This is a genomic window from Pseudomonas frederiksbergensis (assembly GCF_017114915.1).
In the GTDB taxonomy this organism is placed as follows: Bacteria; Pseudomonadota; Gammaproteobacteria; order Pseudomonadales; family Pseudomonadaceae; genus Aquipseudomonas; species Aquipseudomonas frederiksbergensis_I.
In genome coordinates this window covers 43,414-60,306 of record NZ_JAAUOE010000022.1, presented here as the reverse complement: position 1 = coordinate 60,306, position 16,893 = coordinate 43,414, and the positions used below count along the sequence as shown (strand labels likewise).

11 protein-coding genes are annotated in these 16,893 nt (G+C 59.8%); 6 read left to right on the top strand and 5 right to left on the bottom strand.

Annotated elements, in window-relative coordinates; all coding sequences use genetic code 11:
* Nucleotide 1: 1 nt before the first annotated feature.
* From HCU66_RS16680 to HCU66_RS16670, 3 genes are all read right to left on the bottom strand, one after another.
* Nucleotides 2-2,788 (bottom strand): RHS repeat-associated core domain-containing protein, encoded by a 2,787-nt coding sequence (locus HCU66_RS16680; protein WP_205889512.1) that lies wholly within the window; start codon nucleotides 2,786-2,788, stop codon nucleotides 2-4.
* Nucleotides 2,785-7,239 carry a SpvB/TcaC N-terminal domain-containing protein gene (locus tag HCU66_RS16675; RefSeq protein ID WP_205889511.1) on the bottom strand — a complete coding sequence of 1,485 codons (4,455 nt, stop codon included), beginning with the start codon at nucleotides 7,237-7,239 and terminating at the stop codon, nucleotides 2,785-2,787. The genes HCU66_RS16680 and HCU66_RS16675 overlap by 4 nt, the downstream gene beginning before the upstream one ends.
* 190 nt (nucleotides 7,240-7,429) lie before the next feature.
* Nucleotides 7,430-8,953: a fumarate hydratase gene (locus HCU66_RS16670; RefSeq protein WP_205889510.1), complete on the bottom strand. Its 1,524-nt coding sequence runs from the start codon at nucleotides 8,951-8,953 to the stop codon at nucleotides 7,430-7,432.
* A gap of 411 nt (nucleotides 8,954-9,364) precedes the next feature.
* Between HCU66_RS16670 and HCU66_RS16665 the strand changes: the two genes are divergently transcribed.
* From HCU66_RS16665 to HCU66_RS16655, 3 genes are read left to right on the top strand one after another with little or no spacing between them, the layout of a single operon-like run.
* The gene (locus tag HCU66_RS16665) at nucleotides 9,365-10,471 is read left to right on the top strand and encodes a GGDEF domain-containing protein (protein ID WP_205889509.1); all 1,107 of its coding nucleotides are present in this window, start codon (nucleotides 9,365-9,367) and stop codon (nucleotides 10,469-10,471) included.
* The gene (locus HCU66_RS16660) at nucleotides 10,464-11,399 is read left to right on the top strand and encodes an iron-sulfur-binding ferredoxin reductase (RefSeq protein WP_205889508.1); all 936 of its coding nucleotides are present in this window, start codon (nucleotides 10,464-10,466) and stop codon (nucleotides 11,397-11,399) included. The genes HCU66_RS16665 and HCU66_RS16660 overlap by 8 nt, the downstream gene beginning before the upstream one ends.
* Nucleotides 11,400-11,430: 31 nt before the next feature.
* On the top strand, nucleotides 11,431-12,180 hold the full coding sequence (locus HCU66_RS16655) for an enoyl-CoA hydratase-related protein (protein ID WP_205889507.1): 750 nt from the start codon (nucleotides 11,431-11,433) through the stop codon (nucleotides 12,178-12,180).
* A gap of 206 nt (nucleotides 12,181-12,386) precedes the next feature.
* Here HCU66_RS16655 and pyk read toward each other — a convergent pair whose 3' ends face one another.
* Nucleotides 12,387-13,838 carry a pyruvate kinase gene (pyk, locus tag HCU66_RS16650; RefSeq protein ID WP_205889506.1) on the bottom strand — a complete coding sequence of 484 codons (1,452 nt, stop codon included), beginning with the start codon at nucleotides 13,836-13,838 and terminating at the stop codon, nucleotides 12,387-12,389.
* A 172-nt stretch (nucleotides 13,839-14,010) separates the two neighbouring features.
* Between pyk and HCU66_RS16645 the strand changes: the two genes are divergently transcribed.
* Nucleotides 14,011-14,397 (top strand): tetratricopeptide repeat protein, encoded by a 387-nt coding sequence (locus HCU66_RS16645; RefSeq protein WP_205889505.1) that lies wholly within the window; start codon nucleotides 14,011-14,013, stop codon nucleotides 14,395-14,397.
* Nucleotides 14,398-14,638: 241 nt separating this feature from the next.
* Nucleotides 14,639-14,995: a PilZ domain-containing protein gene (locus tag HCU66_RS16640; protein ID WP_205889504.1), complete on the top strand. Its 357-nt coding sequence runs from the start codon at nucleotides 14,639-14,641 to the stop codon at nucleotides 14,993-14,995.
* 144 nt (nucleotides 14,996-15,139) lie between these two features.
* On the opposite strand, the gene HCU66_RS16635 is transcribed toward HCU66_RS16640, so the two are convergent.
* Entirely contained in the window at nucleotides 15,140-15,511 is a 372-nt protein-coding gene (locus HCU66_RS16635) for a DUF6124 family protein (protein ID WP_205889503.1), read from the bottom strand.
* 792 nt (nucleotides 15,512-16,303) lie between these two features.
* On the opposite strand from HCU66_RS16635, the gene HCU66_RS16630 reads away from it, so the two are divergent.
* Nucleotides 16,304-16,852, top strand: a complete 549-nt coding sequence (locus tag HCU66_RS16630) for a hypothetical protein (RefSeq protein WP_205889502.1) — start codon at nucleotides 16,304-16,306, stop codon at nucleotides 16,850-16,852.
* Nucleotides 16,853-16,893 lie beyond the last annotated feature (41 nt).

The window sequence follows — 16,893 nt, the reverse complement described above, 5'->3', positions numbered from 1 at the left end:
ATCAATGTCGCGCGGCGCGTTGCCGCGACAAGAACTGGTTGTCCGTAGTGCCCATCTCCTTGTACCAGGCCATGCCCTTCTGCATGCGGTTGATGTAATCCAGCGTCTTGGTGGTGGTCTGTTGCAGCCCGGCGCGGGTGATCGGCGCAAGCCTTTCACTGGACGTCATATGGGTGACGTTGGGAATGAAATCGGCCGGATGGATGACATCCGTGCCCAACGCGTCGAAGGCGGATTCGGCCCAGGCCGAGCGTTGCTCGACAGCCTCCTTCCATTCACCGAGCATCGTCTCGATCTTACCGACCTTGACCGGATCGAGACGGTTCTTGATGTCTTCGGCTTCCACCGCCCGGGTCAATAGATTGAACGCGCCGGGGAGGATCGATAACCACGACGCCATTACCCGGTTCATCATGAAATCAGGGTTGAGCACCGAATTGAGTGCCGGGTGGATCACTTCGTCCTTTACGTTTCTCCAACTGTTGAGCTGGATGTCCTTGACGGCCTCGGGTATCCCCAACTGGCGATCGATCGAGGCAACGGAGATGTTCGAGGTTTGCGGGATGAGCGCGCCGATCAGCCCCATGCCCGTGACCGGTGCCGCCATGCCGCCGGCCACATCTCCGCCGGCATTGCCGCCGGTCAATGCTTCAATGAACGGCAACCTGTCCACTCGCTTGTGGGCGACGATGTGACGGACATTGGGTATGTGCAGGCTCACCTGTTCCCCGCCGATGTTCCCGGCTTCATAGCCGGCTATCCCACTGGCCACCTCGCCCACCGTATTTTTGAACAGACTGCTCTTGATGTTCTTTTGATGGATGACGTTGTCGATTTGCACGAGCGTCTGTTCGGCAACCCCACCGAGAGCGGAAATGAATCCTGAATACAGCATGATCACGCTTTCCGCTTTGGCCGCTCCCGTAGGGTCCGTATAGCGCAGTGGATTGTTCCCCACGAACGCATACAGATTCAGCCCGTCCACAGCTCCTTTTGGATCTGGGCTGATCCAGCGACCCAGCCACGGCGCGTAGTACCGCGCTCCGTAGTAGATCAATCCGGTGACATCCGTTTCCTTGCCTGCGTAGCGGATGAACTTGTAATCCACTTCGATCAAGGATCGTGCTACCAGCCACGCCTTGCCCCCGTACGGGTAATAGCCCTCGTCACTGATCAACAGTGCCCGTTGGTCCAGTTCCTTCAGGCACGAACCCAGATGATCCACCAGAGGGTAGCGCAGTTGATTGGCGTCTATGCCCGGCTGTTTGCCGGCTACCCAATGCAGACACGTTACATTGCTGACACCGGCGACGAGGGTGATGAGGTGCAGCTCTTCGCCGTTGTCCCGGGTGCGGATCTCCAGGCCCCGTAGGTAGCGCACTTCGTGAAAGTGGCTGACTTTGGCCGTGTGGGTTTCGTGGCGTTTGTAGACCCGCTCTCCCTGGCTGTAGCGATACTGCTCGGTGTCATTTGGCCCGGTGGCGTGTTCGACCAGGGTCACCGACTCCAGTTGATTCTGGTTGTTCCACTGCATCGACTGGCCGGGTTGCAGGGCCTGGAGATTGCCGGCGCGGTCGAACAGTACAGGGAAGTCCGGATCCGGGGCGCCGGATTTCCAGCGCACGCCGCGATTGCTGTCGGGGTCGATGAACATCTGGTGGGTGGAAGTGGTGCCGGCGCGCACATGGCTGAGCTTGGTCAGGTTGTTGCCGTGGTCGTAATCGTAAGTCTGAATATAGTTGCGCCGATCATTAGGATCGGTCGGCTGCGGCCGGCCAGGGGTGTCCTCTGGCGGTGCGTCATCGTAGCCGGTGGCGCGGATGAGTCGGTCCAGCGAGTCGTAGTCGAACGCTCGGCTGCCGTCGACCCGCTGGTTGGCGAAATAGGTGGGCGTGTAAGCGTGGTCGAGAATGCGGGTGATGTTGCCCATCCGGTCGTTACTGTACTCAAAATCCTGAAGCATTGGCTCCGAAGCCTTTTGTGCGACTTGCCGCAGCAGGCGCCCATCGGCCGCATGGTAGCGCCAGCGGCTGTTCACGCCATTGCCGGTCAGTTGCTCGATGATCTGCCCGGCGGCGTTGTACTGCGCACCCTGCAACACTGGTTGCCAGTTGGGCTGCTCGTTGAGCTTGAGCTGCACCTGTGTGAGTTGACCGGCGACGTCGTAGGTCGACTGTTGCTGATGCCCGCCGGCATCGGTGTGTTCCAGCACCGCACCGAGGGGGCTGAAGATCTGGCGGCTGGTGAATGTTTTGCCGTCGTGAAAGGTGCGGGTTTCGCCCAGCGCCGGGCCAGTCAGCGCGAAGCTGTGAAAATCGACGCCTCCCGATGGATCTTTCAGCGCGATCATTTGCCCGCGAAGGTTGTATCCGGGATCGGCCAAGGCATTGGCGTAGCGGAAGGTCTCGAAGTTCGGTACCGCGTTCTCTTCGACGGCCACCACGCGCAGCTGATTGTCGTAGCTCATGCGCCGGTGATTGTCGTTCGCGTCCCAGGTCTGCACGGGCTCCCCGGCCAGTCCGGGCAGGTTCATACTCACCCCGGCATCGACGCTGTGGACCTTGAGCGGTTGGCCGTTGAGCCCATGAACGGTGGTGGTGTTGGGCGTGGTAAGGCGCGGATCCCGTTGTGCGACCAGTCGTCCGGCAACGTCATGGTGCTGACGGGTAATGAGGGCTTGCACCTCGCCACCGGCCACCTTGCGCAGGTAAGCGACCTGCCTGATGGCCAGACCACGTGAGTCGGTGGCGGCCAGGGAGGGTGTGCGCCAGTGCACACTGGTGTTCATGGCTTGGCCCTCTTTGCAGGCTTGACAGGTTTGGCCGATTTCACCGGTTGTGTTTCGTCGGTGTCATTGAAGTCGTAGCTGAGCTGGAACCAGGGATGCAGGATGTCGAATGCCAGATGGCCCAAGGCATTGATCGTCTTGATCGGCCGGCCGAGTGCGTCATAAAAAATCCGGTCGTGAAACCCGTGCTGGCGCATCGAGCTGTCGTTGATGCAGTGATAGGTATCGAGGAAGTAGGGGCGGTAGACGCGGATGGTCTCACCTTTATGGTTGTACTCGACGCGCCCGCTGACACGCCAGCGTTGATCGGCCGGCGCTTCGATCGGCTTGCCATTATCGTCGAGCGCGAGATCGCCCTCGGGCGTGGCCACATACGCCGGGCCCGGTTCGACCAATTGTTTGCTTTGCAGCTCGCGGCCGAAGCCGTCAATAAAGTTGATGATGATCTGGATCAACTGCAGCGGATCGCTGTGGTAACGGTCGGCTGTCAGGACGACGCTGTGCACCGGTTGGCGGGGGGCGGTGCGGATGAGATTGAGCAGGGTCTGCTCGCTGGCGGTGCGCTTTTTCAGCCGGGTCAACCAGTGCAGCGCCGAAGCGCGGATGCGACCGTCGGGCAGGATCAGACCCTTGGCGATCCATTCCTTTCTTTTGATGGGCAGCATATTGGGGGGCAGTTGGGGCATCCAGCTGAACCGGTCGGTACGCACCGCACTGGCGGCATTCGCCAGCGCCAACTCCGGGTTTTCGATGGCGTATTCGGGGCTCAGGTCGCTCTGCGCAGGGTAATTGGCAAGCTTGTCGAAACCGGCCGGCAGTCCTTCTTCGGTCCCATGAAAACTGCGCACCATCGGTTGACCGCCCGGTTCATAGAGCACTTCCTGAATATTGTCGTTGACATCCTCGATGCTCGATGGCTGGCGCGTGTGATAGTCGTAAGTCACTTTTGTCCTGCACCCGTCCGGCAAGGTGATGGCGGTGGTCAGCAGGTGGTAGTCGTCCCGGGTGATTTGAGTTACGCCATGGCTGGCGGTCTGCTGCACGGCGGTGACCTGGTAGAAGCCGCTGGCACCTGCGTAGGTGAAAAAGCCGCTCAGGGTTGACCACAGGTTTTCCAGCTTGTCTTCAACCGGATCATCAGGCAAAAACAGATTCATGGTCTGATAGCCGATCTTCTTCAATTCATCACGAATGACAAACGGCGGCGGAACGTCGTCGTAGGCTGCCAGGGCTTTTTTGTCGAACACGGCCTGTTCCGTTGGTCCTGCCAGCGGTGGATACAGCATCTTGTCGTCGTCGGTCAGGTAGTGTTGCTGCGACAGCGATGTCAGTTCGCGCAGGGCTGTCCATTCGGGGCTTGCCTGATGCTTGACGAAATTCTCGAAGCTGATCTGATCCTCGCTCAGGCCCTGAGGTAGTGTGCCCTTGGGCAGCATCAGCGCATTGCTGCGCTGGCGCGAGGGCAACCCCAGCTGCCAATTGGGCGCGTCGGTCAGGTGAATGAAATCAGCGCGCGCCTCTGCCAGGTAAAACACGTTCTGTTGGTCATCAAAACTGTCGGACCAGGCACGCCGCTGATCCTCTTCCTCGAACGGCGGTTCGTCGGCTTCAGTGCGGCGTCGTGCACTGTCAACGGTGAAACCGTGGACGAGCAGGCCGAACCGATCCCATTCCATATTGACCACATGCTGACAGCGCGGGTCGTCCATGAAACGTTCGTATTGATAACTATGCGTTTCCTGTTCAAGCCCCAGCAGGCTGGACGGTCTGCTGCTGGTTTGCCGGACCCGGTAGCGGTACTTGGTCAGGGAAAACAACCGCGCTGGCTCGGGATCGTCGGCCTGGGACACTTCGGTGCGCAGCAACCGACCACTGAGGACGTAGGCGATTTCACGCTCGTCGACGGGATGGGGTTTTCGGATCAGATCGGTGCCCTTGATTTCGTTGAACCGTGAAAACAGGGTTTTGCCCAGCGGCTGGTCTTCGTCGTCGAGCAGGCAGGTGTCTTTCAATTCGACATCGATGCTTCTACCCGTGTGAAACCAGTTTTTCACCCGCATCGGTGCCGTATGCCCGCTCTCGGCCTTGCCCGGTTCCAATTCACTGTCGGTCTGATAGACCCGCCCGAAGCCGCGGAACTCGCGCTCTTTGCCGTCGTAATAGCCCTCGAAGTATTCGAAAAACTGCATCAGGTCATTGCCGGTGATTTCATCGTCTTGGCGCAACCAGCTCAACACCTGTTGAGGGAACGGCAGATGGCAGACCGGACGCTGGCGTGCCATCAGCACCTTGCGTTTTTCATCCAGCCAGCACTGAGCGCTGCTGCGATAACCCAACGTGGCGCTGTAACCCATGTTGTTGTTGCAGCCGTTGAGCAGGTACGGCCGCTCGCTGACGAAGTGATATACCCAGTGCTGCGGTGTCATGTGTGGCACGGTCAATAGCAGGCTGGCGCAACCCAGGCCTAGCAGGTCGGCGAAGGTCACCTGGCAGAGGTTGTCGTAGCGCACGCCTTCGGGCCATGCAACCTTCACCGGCTCCTGCGCCAGGCCATTGCCACCGTAGTTGAAGTAGATCTCGAAGTGATCAGAGCGCAGTCTGATCAGGGCCGGCGCGCCGGAACCGTCCAGATCGGCGATCCGCACCTGATCGACATTGAAGTCCTTGTATTGGAAGGGCAGGGGGCTGATCTCAATGCCCTTGCCGAATTTGCCATGGCCCAGATTGGACCAGCATTCGACTTTGTCATGGCTGATCCGGCACAGCCCGATAAGGTCACTGGCGTGCGGATTGCCGAAAAACACCAGTTCGCTGCGGGCGTCGCTGAACAGCGGCAACCTGTCCGGGTCATGAGGTTCATCCTGGCCGGGAGCAAAACCCTTTTCCCGCACGTTGGCATACACCCGCACGCTTTTCGGGCCGATCAGGGCCACGGAGTCCAGACCATCGCCGCTCAAGTCACCCAATCGGGAAAATTGATGGAAGAACTCCACCGGAAACTGGTTGAACGGCTTGAACAGCGACCAGGTACCGTCCGGATCGAGGGTGTAATAACCGCTGCCGCCCGACTGCGCGACAATCCAGTCCAGACGCCCGTCGCCGGTGAGGTCGGTGAGGATCTGCACCACCGGTTTACTGCTGTCGGCATTCGGGATCAGGGGCAGCAAGGTCCAGGGGCCATAGACGATTTCGTCGGTGCCGGGCTCGCCGCGCAAGGGTTCCCGGTAGTACCAGGCGTTGTCGTACTGGCACAGGAATCCGGGCATCCCTTCACCGTAGAGGTCGACGCAGTGGTAGGGCTGACCGTCGTTGAGGCCGGGCATGTGATCGAGCGGCAAGAACGGTTGGGGTTGGGTATTGAGTACGAACTTCGCATAGAAATACTCAAGCGGCGGCGAGTGTTTGACGCGACCGCTGGCGTCGTAGCTCATGTAGTGCGCCGCTTTCATCTGGCTGTAGCGCAGTTCAGTGGTGTCGTATTCCAGCAACAGGCGATTGACCAACACCTTCTCGGTGCCAATGTTGTTGTACATCAGAAATTGCCGGCACAGACGCCGGGTGCCTACCTCGAAGCCGTAGCGATGACTGCGTGACGGGTCGGAACGAAGTGGCCAGGCATTTTCATTGGGCGCTTTAAACGGCGGTACCACGTCTGGGTCGGTGCTGCGTTCACCGTAGTCCACTACCATCCGTAACAACCAATCCAAATCCTGCGGTTGCGGATGGTCGAGACACAACAGTCCGGCACTGGCGGTTTTGTTGCAATAACAGATCTGGCGCAGGTAGCGCTGAGCCCGATAGTCAAAACGGTCGTCGAGGTCTTTGTTGTCGGCCTTGTATTCGAAAAAGATGTGTTCGCCCACGGCGTTCACGATTTCCACCAGCAACCACACGGCGATGTGGTCCGGGGCGTCCGGGTCGTGAATGCAGGAGTCCGTGCTGTTGCCGTAGCAATACTGCGTGCCATCGGCACCGTAGACCATCCAGAATGCTTTGCCGTCGGCGGGTGTCCAGAGCTCGTAACGGGTGAACGTACGTTCCAGACGCGGGATATAGCGCACCACGGAATACTTTTCGACACGCCGGTTGTTACGGCGTGTGCGTTTGGTCGCCTTGATCTTGCCCTGGGTGGTCAGTTCGGGTCGCAGCTCGGTGCCACCGGCCAACATCACATCAGCGGCCCTGTATTGCGGCGTCCCCTTGCTGGTCTTGCGGTTGATCGCGGGCACATCCAAATGCCAGCCGAGGCCAGATGGGCCGTTGCCCGAGTTGCTGTCATAGCGCAGGGTCAAATCAGGATTGAGCGTGCGCCCGACCTGGAAAGGCAGAGCAAGCGTGTAGGCCCTTTGCCCGGTCGCACCGATTTCCCCCCAACTGCGACCCTGGGTGGCAATCGACGCTGTCTTGGCGATCGACGGCGGGGTAACGAGCGCATCTGCATCATTGGCCATGGCAAGCGAACCTGTGAACCGGGGGCAGGGAAGCGTGGAATGCCGGTGAGATCCCACGCTAACAGAGCTCGTACGGGGCGTAACCTGTCAAATCTGATAGGTGCCTGGCGCGCGCCACCTTATGACAGGCGAAAAAAAGGCCGGACGATCATTGCTGATCGCCCGGCCTTTTTATCGAGGGGGAAAGCCTTTACTGCACTTCCACCGCCAGGCTTTCGCTGATCTTCTGCTGCCAGATCGCAGGCCCGGTGATGTGTACCGACTCACCTTTGCTGTCGACCGCAACGGTCACCGGCATGTCTTTGACGTCGAACTCGTAGATCGCTTCCATCCCCAGTTCGGCGAACGCCACCACGCGGGATTTCTTGATGGCTTGGGCCACCAGGTAAGCCGCGCCGCCGACCGCCATCAGGTACACGGCTTTGTGGTCCTTGATCGCTTCGATTGCGGTCGGGCCGCGCTCGGATTTGCCGATCATGCCCAGCAGGCCGGTTTGCTCGAGGATCTGACGGGTGAACTTGTCCATCCGCGTGGCGGTAGTCGGACCGGCCGGGCCAACCACTTCTTCGCGCACCGGATCAACCGGGCCGACGTAGTAGATGAAGCGACCCTTGAGGTCCACCGGCAGGGTTTCGCCCTTGTTCAGCATCTCGACCATGCGCTTGTGCGCGGCGTCGCGACCGGTGAGCATCTTGCCGTTGAGCAGGACGGTTTCGCCCGGCTTCCAGCTTTGCACTTCTTCCGGGGTCAGGGTGTCGAGGTTGACGCGACGGGCCGATGGGCCGGCTTCCCAGACGATTTCCGGGTAGGCGTCCAGCGGTGGCGCTTCCAGGGAGGCCGGGCCGGAGCCGTCGAGCACGAAGTGCGCGTGACGGGTGGCGGCGCAGTTGGGGATCATGCACACCGGCAGGGAAGCGGCGTGGGTCGGGTAATCCATGATCTTCACGTCGAGCACGGTGGTCAGGCCACCCAGGCCCTGGGCGCCGATGCCCAACTGGTTGACCTTCTCGAACAGCTCCAGGCGCATTTCTTCGATGCGGTTCTGCGGGCCGCGCGCTTTGAGCTCGTGAATGTCGATGGACTCCATCAACACTTCCTTGGCCATCACGGCAGCTTTCTCGGCGGTGCCGCCGATGCCAATGCCGAGCATGCCCGGTGGGCACCAGCCGGCGCCCATTTCCGGAACGGTCTTCAGTACCCAGTCGACGATCGAGTCGGACGGGTTGAGCATGGCCATTTTCGACTTGTTCTCGGAACCGCCGCCCTTGGCCGCCACGTCCACTTCCACGGTGTTACCCGGAACGATGGAGTAGTGGATAACGGCCGGGGTGTTGTCCTTGGTGTTCTTGCGAGCACCCGCCGGGTCGGCGAGGATCGAGGCACGCAGGACGTTTTCCGGCAGGTTGTAAGCCCGGCGCACGCCTTCGTTGATCATGTCGTCCAGGCCCATGGTGGCGCCATCCCAACGTACGTCCATGCCTACGCGCACGAACACGGTGACGATACCGGTGTCCTGGCAGATCGGGCGGTGGCCGGTGGCGCACATGCGCGAGTTGATCAGGATTTGCGCGATGGAATCGCGGGCTGCCGGCGATTCTTCACGCAGGTAGGCCTCGTGCATCGCCTGGATGAAATCCACGGGGTGGTAGTAAGAAATGAATTGCAGGGCGTCGGCAACGCTCTGAATCAGGTCGTCTTGCTTGATCACGGTCATCGAGTCGCGCTCCTCTAAAAGACGGGAACATTCAATAAGGTGCCTGCGGCTTGGGTGCATCGGTCGGTCGCAGACACCTTTCAAGGCACGCCGGGCATGCTGGCGCGACGCTAAAAAGGCGCGGCAGTATACCGCGCATCAAAGGCGGGTACATCCGTTGACAATCAAACGTTGGTCGCATAGGTCTGTAGGAGCCGGCTTGCCGGCGAAGGCGTGTTCATGGGCACGGTAAGGCTTGGGGCCGCCTTCGCTGGCGAGCCAGCTCCTACAGGGGGAATTCAGTCATGGGTTTGACGCCGGTTTTTTTACCCCAAAAATTGAATGGTCATTTATCAGACTCGCCACTAAAGTGGCATCCGGCCTGTAGAGTAGGACACTCCGACAGCCTTCTTACGCACGGTGAGTCAACGATTGACCCATAACGCCATCCAGCGGCTTTTGCTCAAACGCTTTGCCCTTGCGGCCGGCACCTATGCCCTGGCTTTGCTGCTGTTGTGGCTGGCGTTTTTCACCGGCCATTACGATGACTCCCTCGTCGGCATGGTGGTCGGCAGCGTGTTGGCGCTGCTCAGCCAGGCAGTATTGTTCGCGGTGTTTTACAGCGGCGCCAACTTGCGTTTTACCGACCCCAGCCTGACCGAAGTGCAAATACTGCTGGGGCTGGGTTGGCAGACCTGGCTGATCGCCCATCTGGATGAGGCACGCGGCGCGTTTCTGGTGTTTTACCTGCTGATCCTGTTGTTCGGGCTGTTTCATCTGTCGCGCACGGCGTTCCTGCGGTGTGCACTGTTTGTGTTTTTCAGTTTCAGCGCCATCACGTTGTGGGAGGGCTATCACTTTCAACTGCCCGACCCGACGCTGGCGCTGTTGCAGGTGTGCCTGCTGTTGGTGGTGCTCGGCTGGCTGGTGCTGTACGCCCGCTATGTCCAGCTGTCGCGCCAGCGTATGCGTCAGCGGCGGTTCGCCTTGCAGGCGCATCAGGACACGTTGCGCGGAATGATGCGCCAGCTCGAAGGCCTGGTAGCTACCGACGAACTCACCGGGCTGTTCAACCGCCGGCATTTCCTGCGCCTGGCCTCCCGCGAGTTGAACGCCATGGAAATCGGTGTGGTGCATGGGTTGGCGCTGATCGACCTCGACCACTTCAAACGCATCAACGATGTTCATGGTCACGCCGCTGGCGATCAGGTGCTGCAAGCGTTCGCCGGGGTGGCCACTGCCTGTCTGCGCGATGGCGATGTTTTGGCCCGCTACGGCGGCGAAGAGTTCGTGGTGTTGCTGCCCGATTGCGACGCCGAGCGCCTGACGGCGTGCTGCGAGCGGTTGCGCATTGCGTTCATGGATGTCGAATTGATCGGTCTGGATGTGTGCGACCTCAGCCTGTCGGCGGGCATGACCTTGCTGGAGCTTGGCGACGATCTGGATGATGCCTTGCACAGCGCCGATCAGGCGCTGTACCGCGCCAAGCGTGACGGCCGTAACCGTTGCGCGGCGGCCTGGGAGAATCTCGATGCCTGAGTTACGGGTCGGCGAACGCCAGTGGACGGTGGCGGCGGGCAGCAACCTGCTCGATGCCCTGAATCAAAACGGCGTGTCGGTGCCCTATAGCTGCCGGGCCGGCAGTTGCCATGCGTGCCTGGTCAAATGTGTCGAGGGCTTGCCCAGCGACAGCCGTCCCGATGCCTTGAGCCATGAGCAGCGCCGGCAAGGTTGGCGGTTGGCCTGTCAGTGCCAGGTGGTCGACGACCTGCAAGTCGAAACCTTTGACCCACTGCGTGACGGTCTTGCCGCGCAGGTGGCCGCCAGCGATTGGCTGAGCCCCAGCGTCCTGCGTTTGCGCCTCACGCCCGAGCGACCATTGCGCTATCAGGCGGGGCAGCATCTGGTGTTGTGGGCGGATCAAGTGGCGCGCCCCTATTCCCTGGCCAGCCTTCCGGAAGAAGACCGCTTTCTGGAGTTCCACCTCGATTGCCGCCAACCGGGGGCATTCAGTGAGGCGGCGCGTCAGTTGAAAATCGGCGATCCGATCCGTCTCGGCGAATTGCGTGGCGGGGCACTGCATTACGACCCGGACTGGAATACCCGACCGCTGTGGCTGCTGGCGGCCGGCACCGGGCTGGGGCCGTTGTTCGGCATCTTGCGCGAAGCCTTGCGTCAGCATCACCAGGGCGCCATCCGCGTCATTCACCTGGCCCATGATGCCGGTGAGCACTACCTGGCCAACCCCCTGCAAGCCATGGCCGAGGGGCGTGAAAACCTTAACGTCGAGCTGTGGACCGCGGCCGAGTTGCCCGCCGCTTTGGCGCAACTGCGCCTTGTTTCCCGGCAAACCCTGGCCTTAGTCTGCGGAGCACCCGACAGCGTCGACGCCTTTGCCCGGCGCCTGTACCTGGCCGGTTTGCCGCGCAATCAACTGCTGGCGGATGTCTTTGTACCCCATGGTTGAGCGCTGATCGTTTAACGACGCGAGACTCGCCATGCCCGATGCCATCCGATTCGAACGCGAACGCGGTTTGCTGACCCTGCGCCTCAACCGCCCCGAAAAGAAAAACGCCCTGACCCGCGCCATGTACAGCCAACTGGCGGAGGGCTTGCGGCTTGCCGACAGCGATCCGGAGATCAACGCCGTGCTGATCACCGGCAGCGCCGAGTGCTTCACGGCGGGCAACGACATCGCCGACTTCATTCAGCAACCGCCGAGCAACCTCGACAGCCCGGCGTTTCACTTCATGCTCAACTTGCTGGAGTGCCGCAAACCGGTGATCGCCGCCGTGGCTGGCGTGGCGGTGGGGATCGGCACGACGATGCTGCTGCATTGCGATCTGGTTTACGTCAGTGCGGACGCCCGGTTGCGCACGCCGTTCGTCAATCTGGGGTTATGCCCGGAGTTCGGTTCCAGCCTGATCCTGCCGCGATTGCTCGGGCAGGCCAAAGCGGCGGAGTTGTTGCTGCTGGGTGAGGGGTTCAGTGGCGAGCAAGCGGCGGCGTGGGGGATAGCGACCGAGGCTTTGGGCAGTGGCGAAGCAGCGTTGACCAAGGCGCGGGAGATGGCGTTGCGTTTTGACGAACTGCCGCCGGAAGCGGTGCGTATTAGCAAGCAATTGATGAAAGCGCCGGATCGCGAGCGGATCCGCAACGTGATCGAAGAAGAGGGCGCGTTGTTCACCCAGCGGTTGCGTTCGCCGGAGGCGATTGCGGTGTTGTCGGGGTTTATCAACAGGCATTAAATCTGCGGTGGCCGTGCGGGCCTCTTCGCGGGCAAGCCTCGCTCCTACGGATTTATGTCGTTCGCATGATACGGGGACACCGCTAAACCCGTAGGAGCGAGGCTTGCCCGCGAAGGCGTCAACCCAGGCAACACGCATCTCTGATCAGAAACCAAAAAGCCCCGCCATTCACATGGCGGGGCTTTCGTTTTTCAGCGAGCGGTCACTCAGACCATCGGGTCGCCAACGTGCAAAATCTTCATGCCGTTGGTGCCGCCGGTGGTGTGGTAGCTGTCGCCCTTGGTCAGGATGACCCAGTCGCCTTTCTGCACAACGCCGCGTTTGAGCAGCTCGTCAATCGCAGCCTGGCTGACTTGCTCGGCCGGCAAGGACGCCGGGTCGAACGGTACGGTGTAGACGCCACGGAACATGGCCGCGCGGGCCTGGGCTTCGCGGTGCGGCGTGAACGCGTAGATCGGCACCGAGGAACGGATGCGCGACATGATCAACGGCGTGTAGCCACTTTCGGTCAGGGCGATGATCGCCTTCACGCCCGGGAAGTGGTTGGCGGTGTACATCGTGGCCAGGGCGATGCTCTCGTCGCAACGTTCGAACGTCTTGCCGATGCGGTGGCTGGAGGTCTTGCTGGTCGGGTGCTTTTCAGCGCCGACGCAGATGCGCGCCATGGCTTGCACCGCTTCCAGCGGGTACAGGCCGGCAGCACTTTCGGCCGAGAGCATCACGGCATCGGTGTAGTCGAGCACGGCGTTGGCTACGTCGGACACTTCAGCGCGGGTCGGCATCGGGTTCTGGATCATCGACTCCATCATCTGGGTCGCGACGATCACCGCCTTGTTGTGGCGGCGTGCGTGCAGAATGATTTTCTTCTGAATGCCCACCAGCTCGGCGTCGCCGATTTCCACACCCAGGTCACCACGGGCCACCATCACCGCGTCGGAGGCGTTGATCAGGCCATCGAGGGTTTCGTCGTCGGCCACGGCTTCGGCGCGTTCGATCTTCGCCACCAGCCAGGCAGTGCCGCCGGCTTCGTCGCGCAGTTGACGGGCGTATTCCATGTCGGCGGCGTCACGGGGGAAGGACACCGCGAGGTAGTCGACCTGCATCTCGGCAGCGAGCTTGATGTCGGCCTTGTCTTTCTCGGTCAGGGCCGGTGCCGTCAGGCCGCCGCCGCGACGGTTGATGCCTTTGTGGTCCGACAGCGGGCCGCCGATGGTCACGGTGCAGTTCAGCTCGGTGGCGGTGGCGGTGTCGACGCGCATCACCACGCGGCCGTCGTCGAGCAGCAGCTCGTCGCCCACGCCGCAGTCCTTGACCAGATCCGGGTAGTCGATACCGACCACTTGCTGGTTACCTTCGGTCAACGGATGGCTGGTGGAGAAGGTGAATTGATCACCGATCTTCAGCTCGATCTTCTTGTTGGCGAATTTGGCGATACGGATTTTCGGGCCTTGCAGGTCACCCAGCAGGGCGACAAAGCGACCGTGCTTGGCCGCGAGGTCACGCACCAGCTTCGCGCGAGCCTTGTGCTCGTCGGGGGTGCCGTGGGAGAAGTTCAGACGGGCGACGTCCAGGCCAGCCAGAATCAACTGTTCAAGAACTTCCGGCGAGTTACTGGCCGGGCCAAGGGTAGCGACGATTTTGGTACGACGGACGGACATGCAAAGACTCCTGAGTTCAAGCGCTAGCAGAGGCTACTATGGTCTTTGGGTGTAGTCATTGTTCGTTTGCACTACTTATTGGTTTCTTTATTGAACGTGACAACTTTGCAGCACACCGTCCTGAAGATTTCCGACCGCGGGTCGATACAGAGCGCAAGACAGGAGATCCCCCATGCGATTCGTGCCCATTGCCGCCCTTGCCCTCAGTGTCCTCGCCGTCACGGGCTGCACCCGTTGGTCGATGAACCATCATTTGAATAATGCCTACAGCGCCTTTGATCGTGGCAACTGCGAGCAGGTGATGATGGAGTTGTCCAAAGTCGAACGCGACAGCCGCGCGCGGCCGTATGTGTGGCCGGAAGTGTCGATGATGCGCGGCCAGTGCCTGGAACGGCAGAAGCTGTTCATCGATGCGGCCCAGACCTACCAGTTCATCATCGCTTCGTACCCGCAAAGCGAATACGCCTACCGCGCACGTGCCCGCCTGGAAACCCTGCAGAGCCTGGGCCATTACCCGACCCGCAGCGCGGCAGCGGCGGTGCGCCCGACCCGGTTCTGACTGACGGGGCATTCAGTATCTGGCTGACCGGTCATGGTGAGCTATAGTCCAATGGATCGATTTAGAGCCTTGCTTCTAAATCGACGTAACACCTGTGATCGGTAGCAGTAAGCGACAGCGGACGGGATGGACTGTCGCACCAGGATCGGGGAGAGCGCGCCCATGCCTCTATCCATAGAAGCAGGCCCGTTCCGAAGCATTAGTGCGGCCCTGCGCAAGGGCCTTGCATGGCGAATAACGCATGTTCACTGACCGCCGGATCGAGCGGCATCAACTGCCGTATTTTCTCAAAGTGTTCAACAGCGTCACCGACAAGCCTATCGGCTTTCTGGGCAATCTGTCCGACGACGGGCTGATGCTGATCAGCCAATTGCCGATGATGGTGGGCGCCGATTTCGACCTGCGCCTGAAAATCCCCATGGACGGTCATTGTCAGCAAGTGATCGACCTCAACGCCTGCTGCCTGTGGTGCCACGAAGACGCAACCCCCCACCACTACGACGCCGGGTTCAGCCTGCAACGGGCACCGCCGGAGTATGAGCAATTGGTCGAGGCATTGAAGCAGTACTTCAGTTTTCAGCCGTTGGCTTCGGCCTGAGTGCGGCGGCGCCTTCACGATCGCCTTCGCGGGCAAGCCCGCTCCTACAGGATCTGCGGCGAACACAATCTTTGTGGACGACACGAAACTCCGTAGGAGCGGGCTTGCCCGCGAAGGCGTCCGAACAGACACCCGACATTTCAGTTACGCCGCAGCAATCGCCCGCTCGTTATCCAGCGCCTTCTCCGCCAGCAACAACCCCATCTCACTCATCTGATAAATCGCCATCGCCAGATGCCGCGGCTTGTCTTCCAGGCTTTCCGCCAGATCCAGCAACAGGATGCTGACCGAAGAAAACGTTTCGTAAGTCTGAATCGCCACTGCCTGGGGGTTCATGTCGGGGGCGACCACGAACATACGCATGCCGCGATCCGCGCATTTGCGTGATTGATCGACGTCCGGTTTGAGGTAGTGATCGAGGGCCTTTTCGGCGGCCTCGTGGAATTTTTTTGAATGGGTTGATGCGTAGGGGGAAACCGGATCGGTTTCTGGGGGATTGGGTGTTGCTTTGAACATAGTGATATTTCCCTTCATTGGAGCCTTACCACTTCGCGACTAAACGAAGGGGGGCGGCTGTACACAGGTTAGTCGACCGGGGGAAATGTCACCAAAAACCGGCGCGCCGAAGCGCCCTGTGCACAGCCACCATCAAGTGCAGGGATAGGGAATACCTGACTGATAGGAGCGCAATGCACCTTGATGACACACCCCGGGCGACTAAACCCGGCCGCTGATGGGCAGCGACGGGGATCAAGTTACGGGGCAACGCCAAGGCGCACAAGCCGGCGGATTCTGAGGGATGTGTAGGCAAGGGTGCAAGGCATCGTAGCCGCCGGCTGACGGCTGAAGGACCACGCCGGATGCTTGCGTGGGAAAAGTTACCGTTTGTCGGGACTATCAGATTTTACAGGTAGGCAAGCCTGTACAAACCATCTTAACTGAATCACATCAAGCCTAAGGCGCGTGCCAAACCTTCAACTTAAGAGCCTGACGCTTTTTTAAAGAACTGAGTCCAATTGTCGTAAGTTGTGGAAAATTGAACTTCGCAAAGAACTAATGGCTTCAATGGCCGGGGTCATTTCGGAACGAGACCGAGACACTGTCTGCTAACGCCGCAGATGGATTGTGGGAAAAGTTACAGCTCCTCGGGGCTATCAGATTTTACAGGTAGACAGTTTCGTGGCAACGGTCTCTAATCGTTTCAAATATCTGTTATCAATACAGCAGATAATGAACACGATTGCATAAGCTTTATTTGCAGTTTTTCGGTATTGCGTGGCATCGACTCATATAACAGGAGCTCTCATCATGAACGCCGCTAAAAATATCAATGAATTAACTTCGCAACAAATTGAAGCATTCGAACGTCTGGCCATTTTTGAGAACACAAGAAGCCTTCAAGTCCTTACCTTGGCGGAAGCATCACCATTTAATGAACTAAGAACCATTGGGGGTAATGAAGCGCTCAGTGATAGCGAATGGTTGGAGTGGCTGCGCTCATTACGGAGTGGGACGCATACATTGACTGCGAGCTACGGCTCATCAACCGGGAACCTTACTTTTCAATATTGGTGGGCGAGCGGTGGGGGTCTTTTTTACTGTTATACCCTTCAATATAAAATATGCGGTCCGGGTGGGAATAAAGCCAATGTCAATTGGAGTGCCAGGGCGAGGCAAAATTTCGTGGTCTATTCACCGGACGCCATGTGGCAGTCGTGTGAGTGGATCAGTTGGGCAAGGGGCGGATGGATTGCATCTAACCTTGACCTCAGCGCACTTGTAGCTGTGGATTTCATTTTTGACAGAAGTGGTGATGATCCCTCCGCCTCAGCTGGTGTTACTCTTCGGTACTCATAGTTGTATTGATTTGCCGTTTTTATGAGCGAGATGGTCGTGCT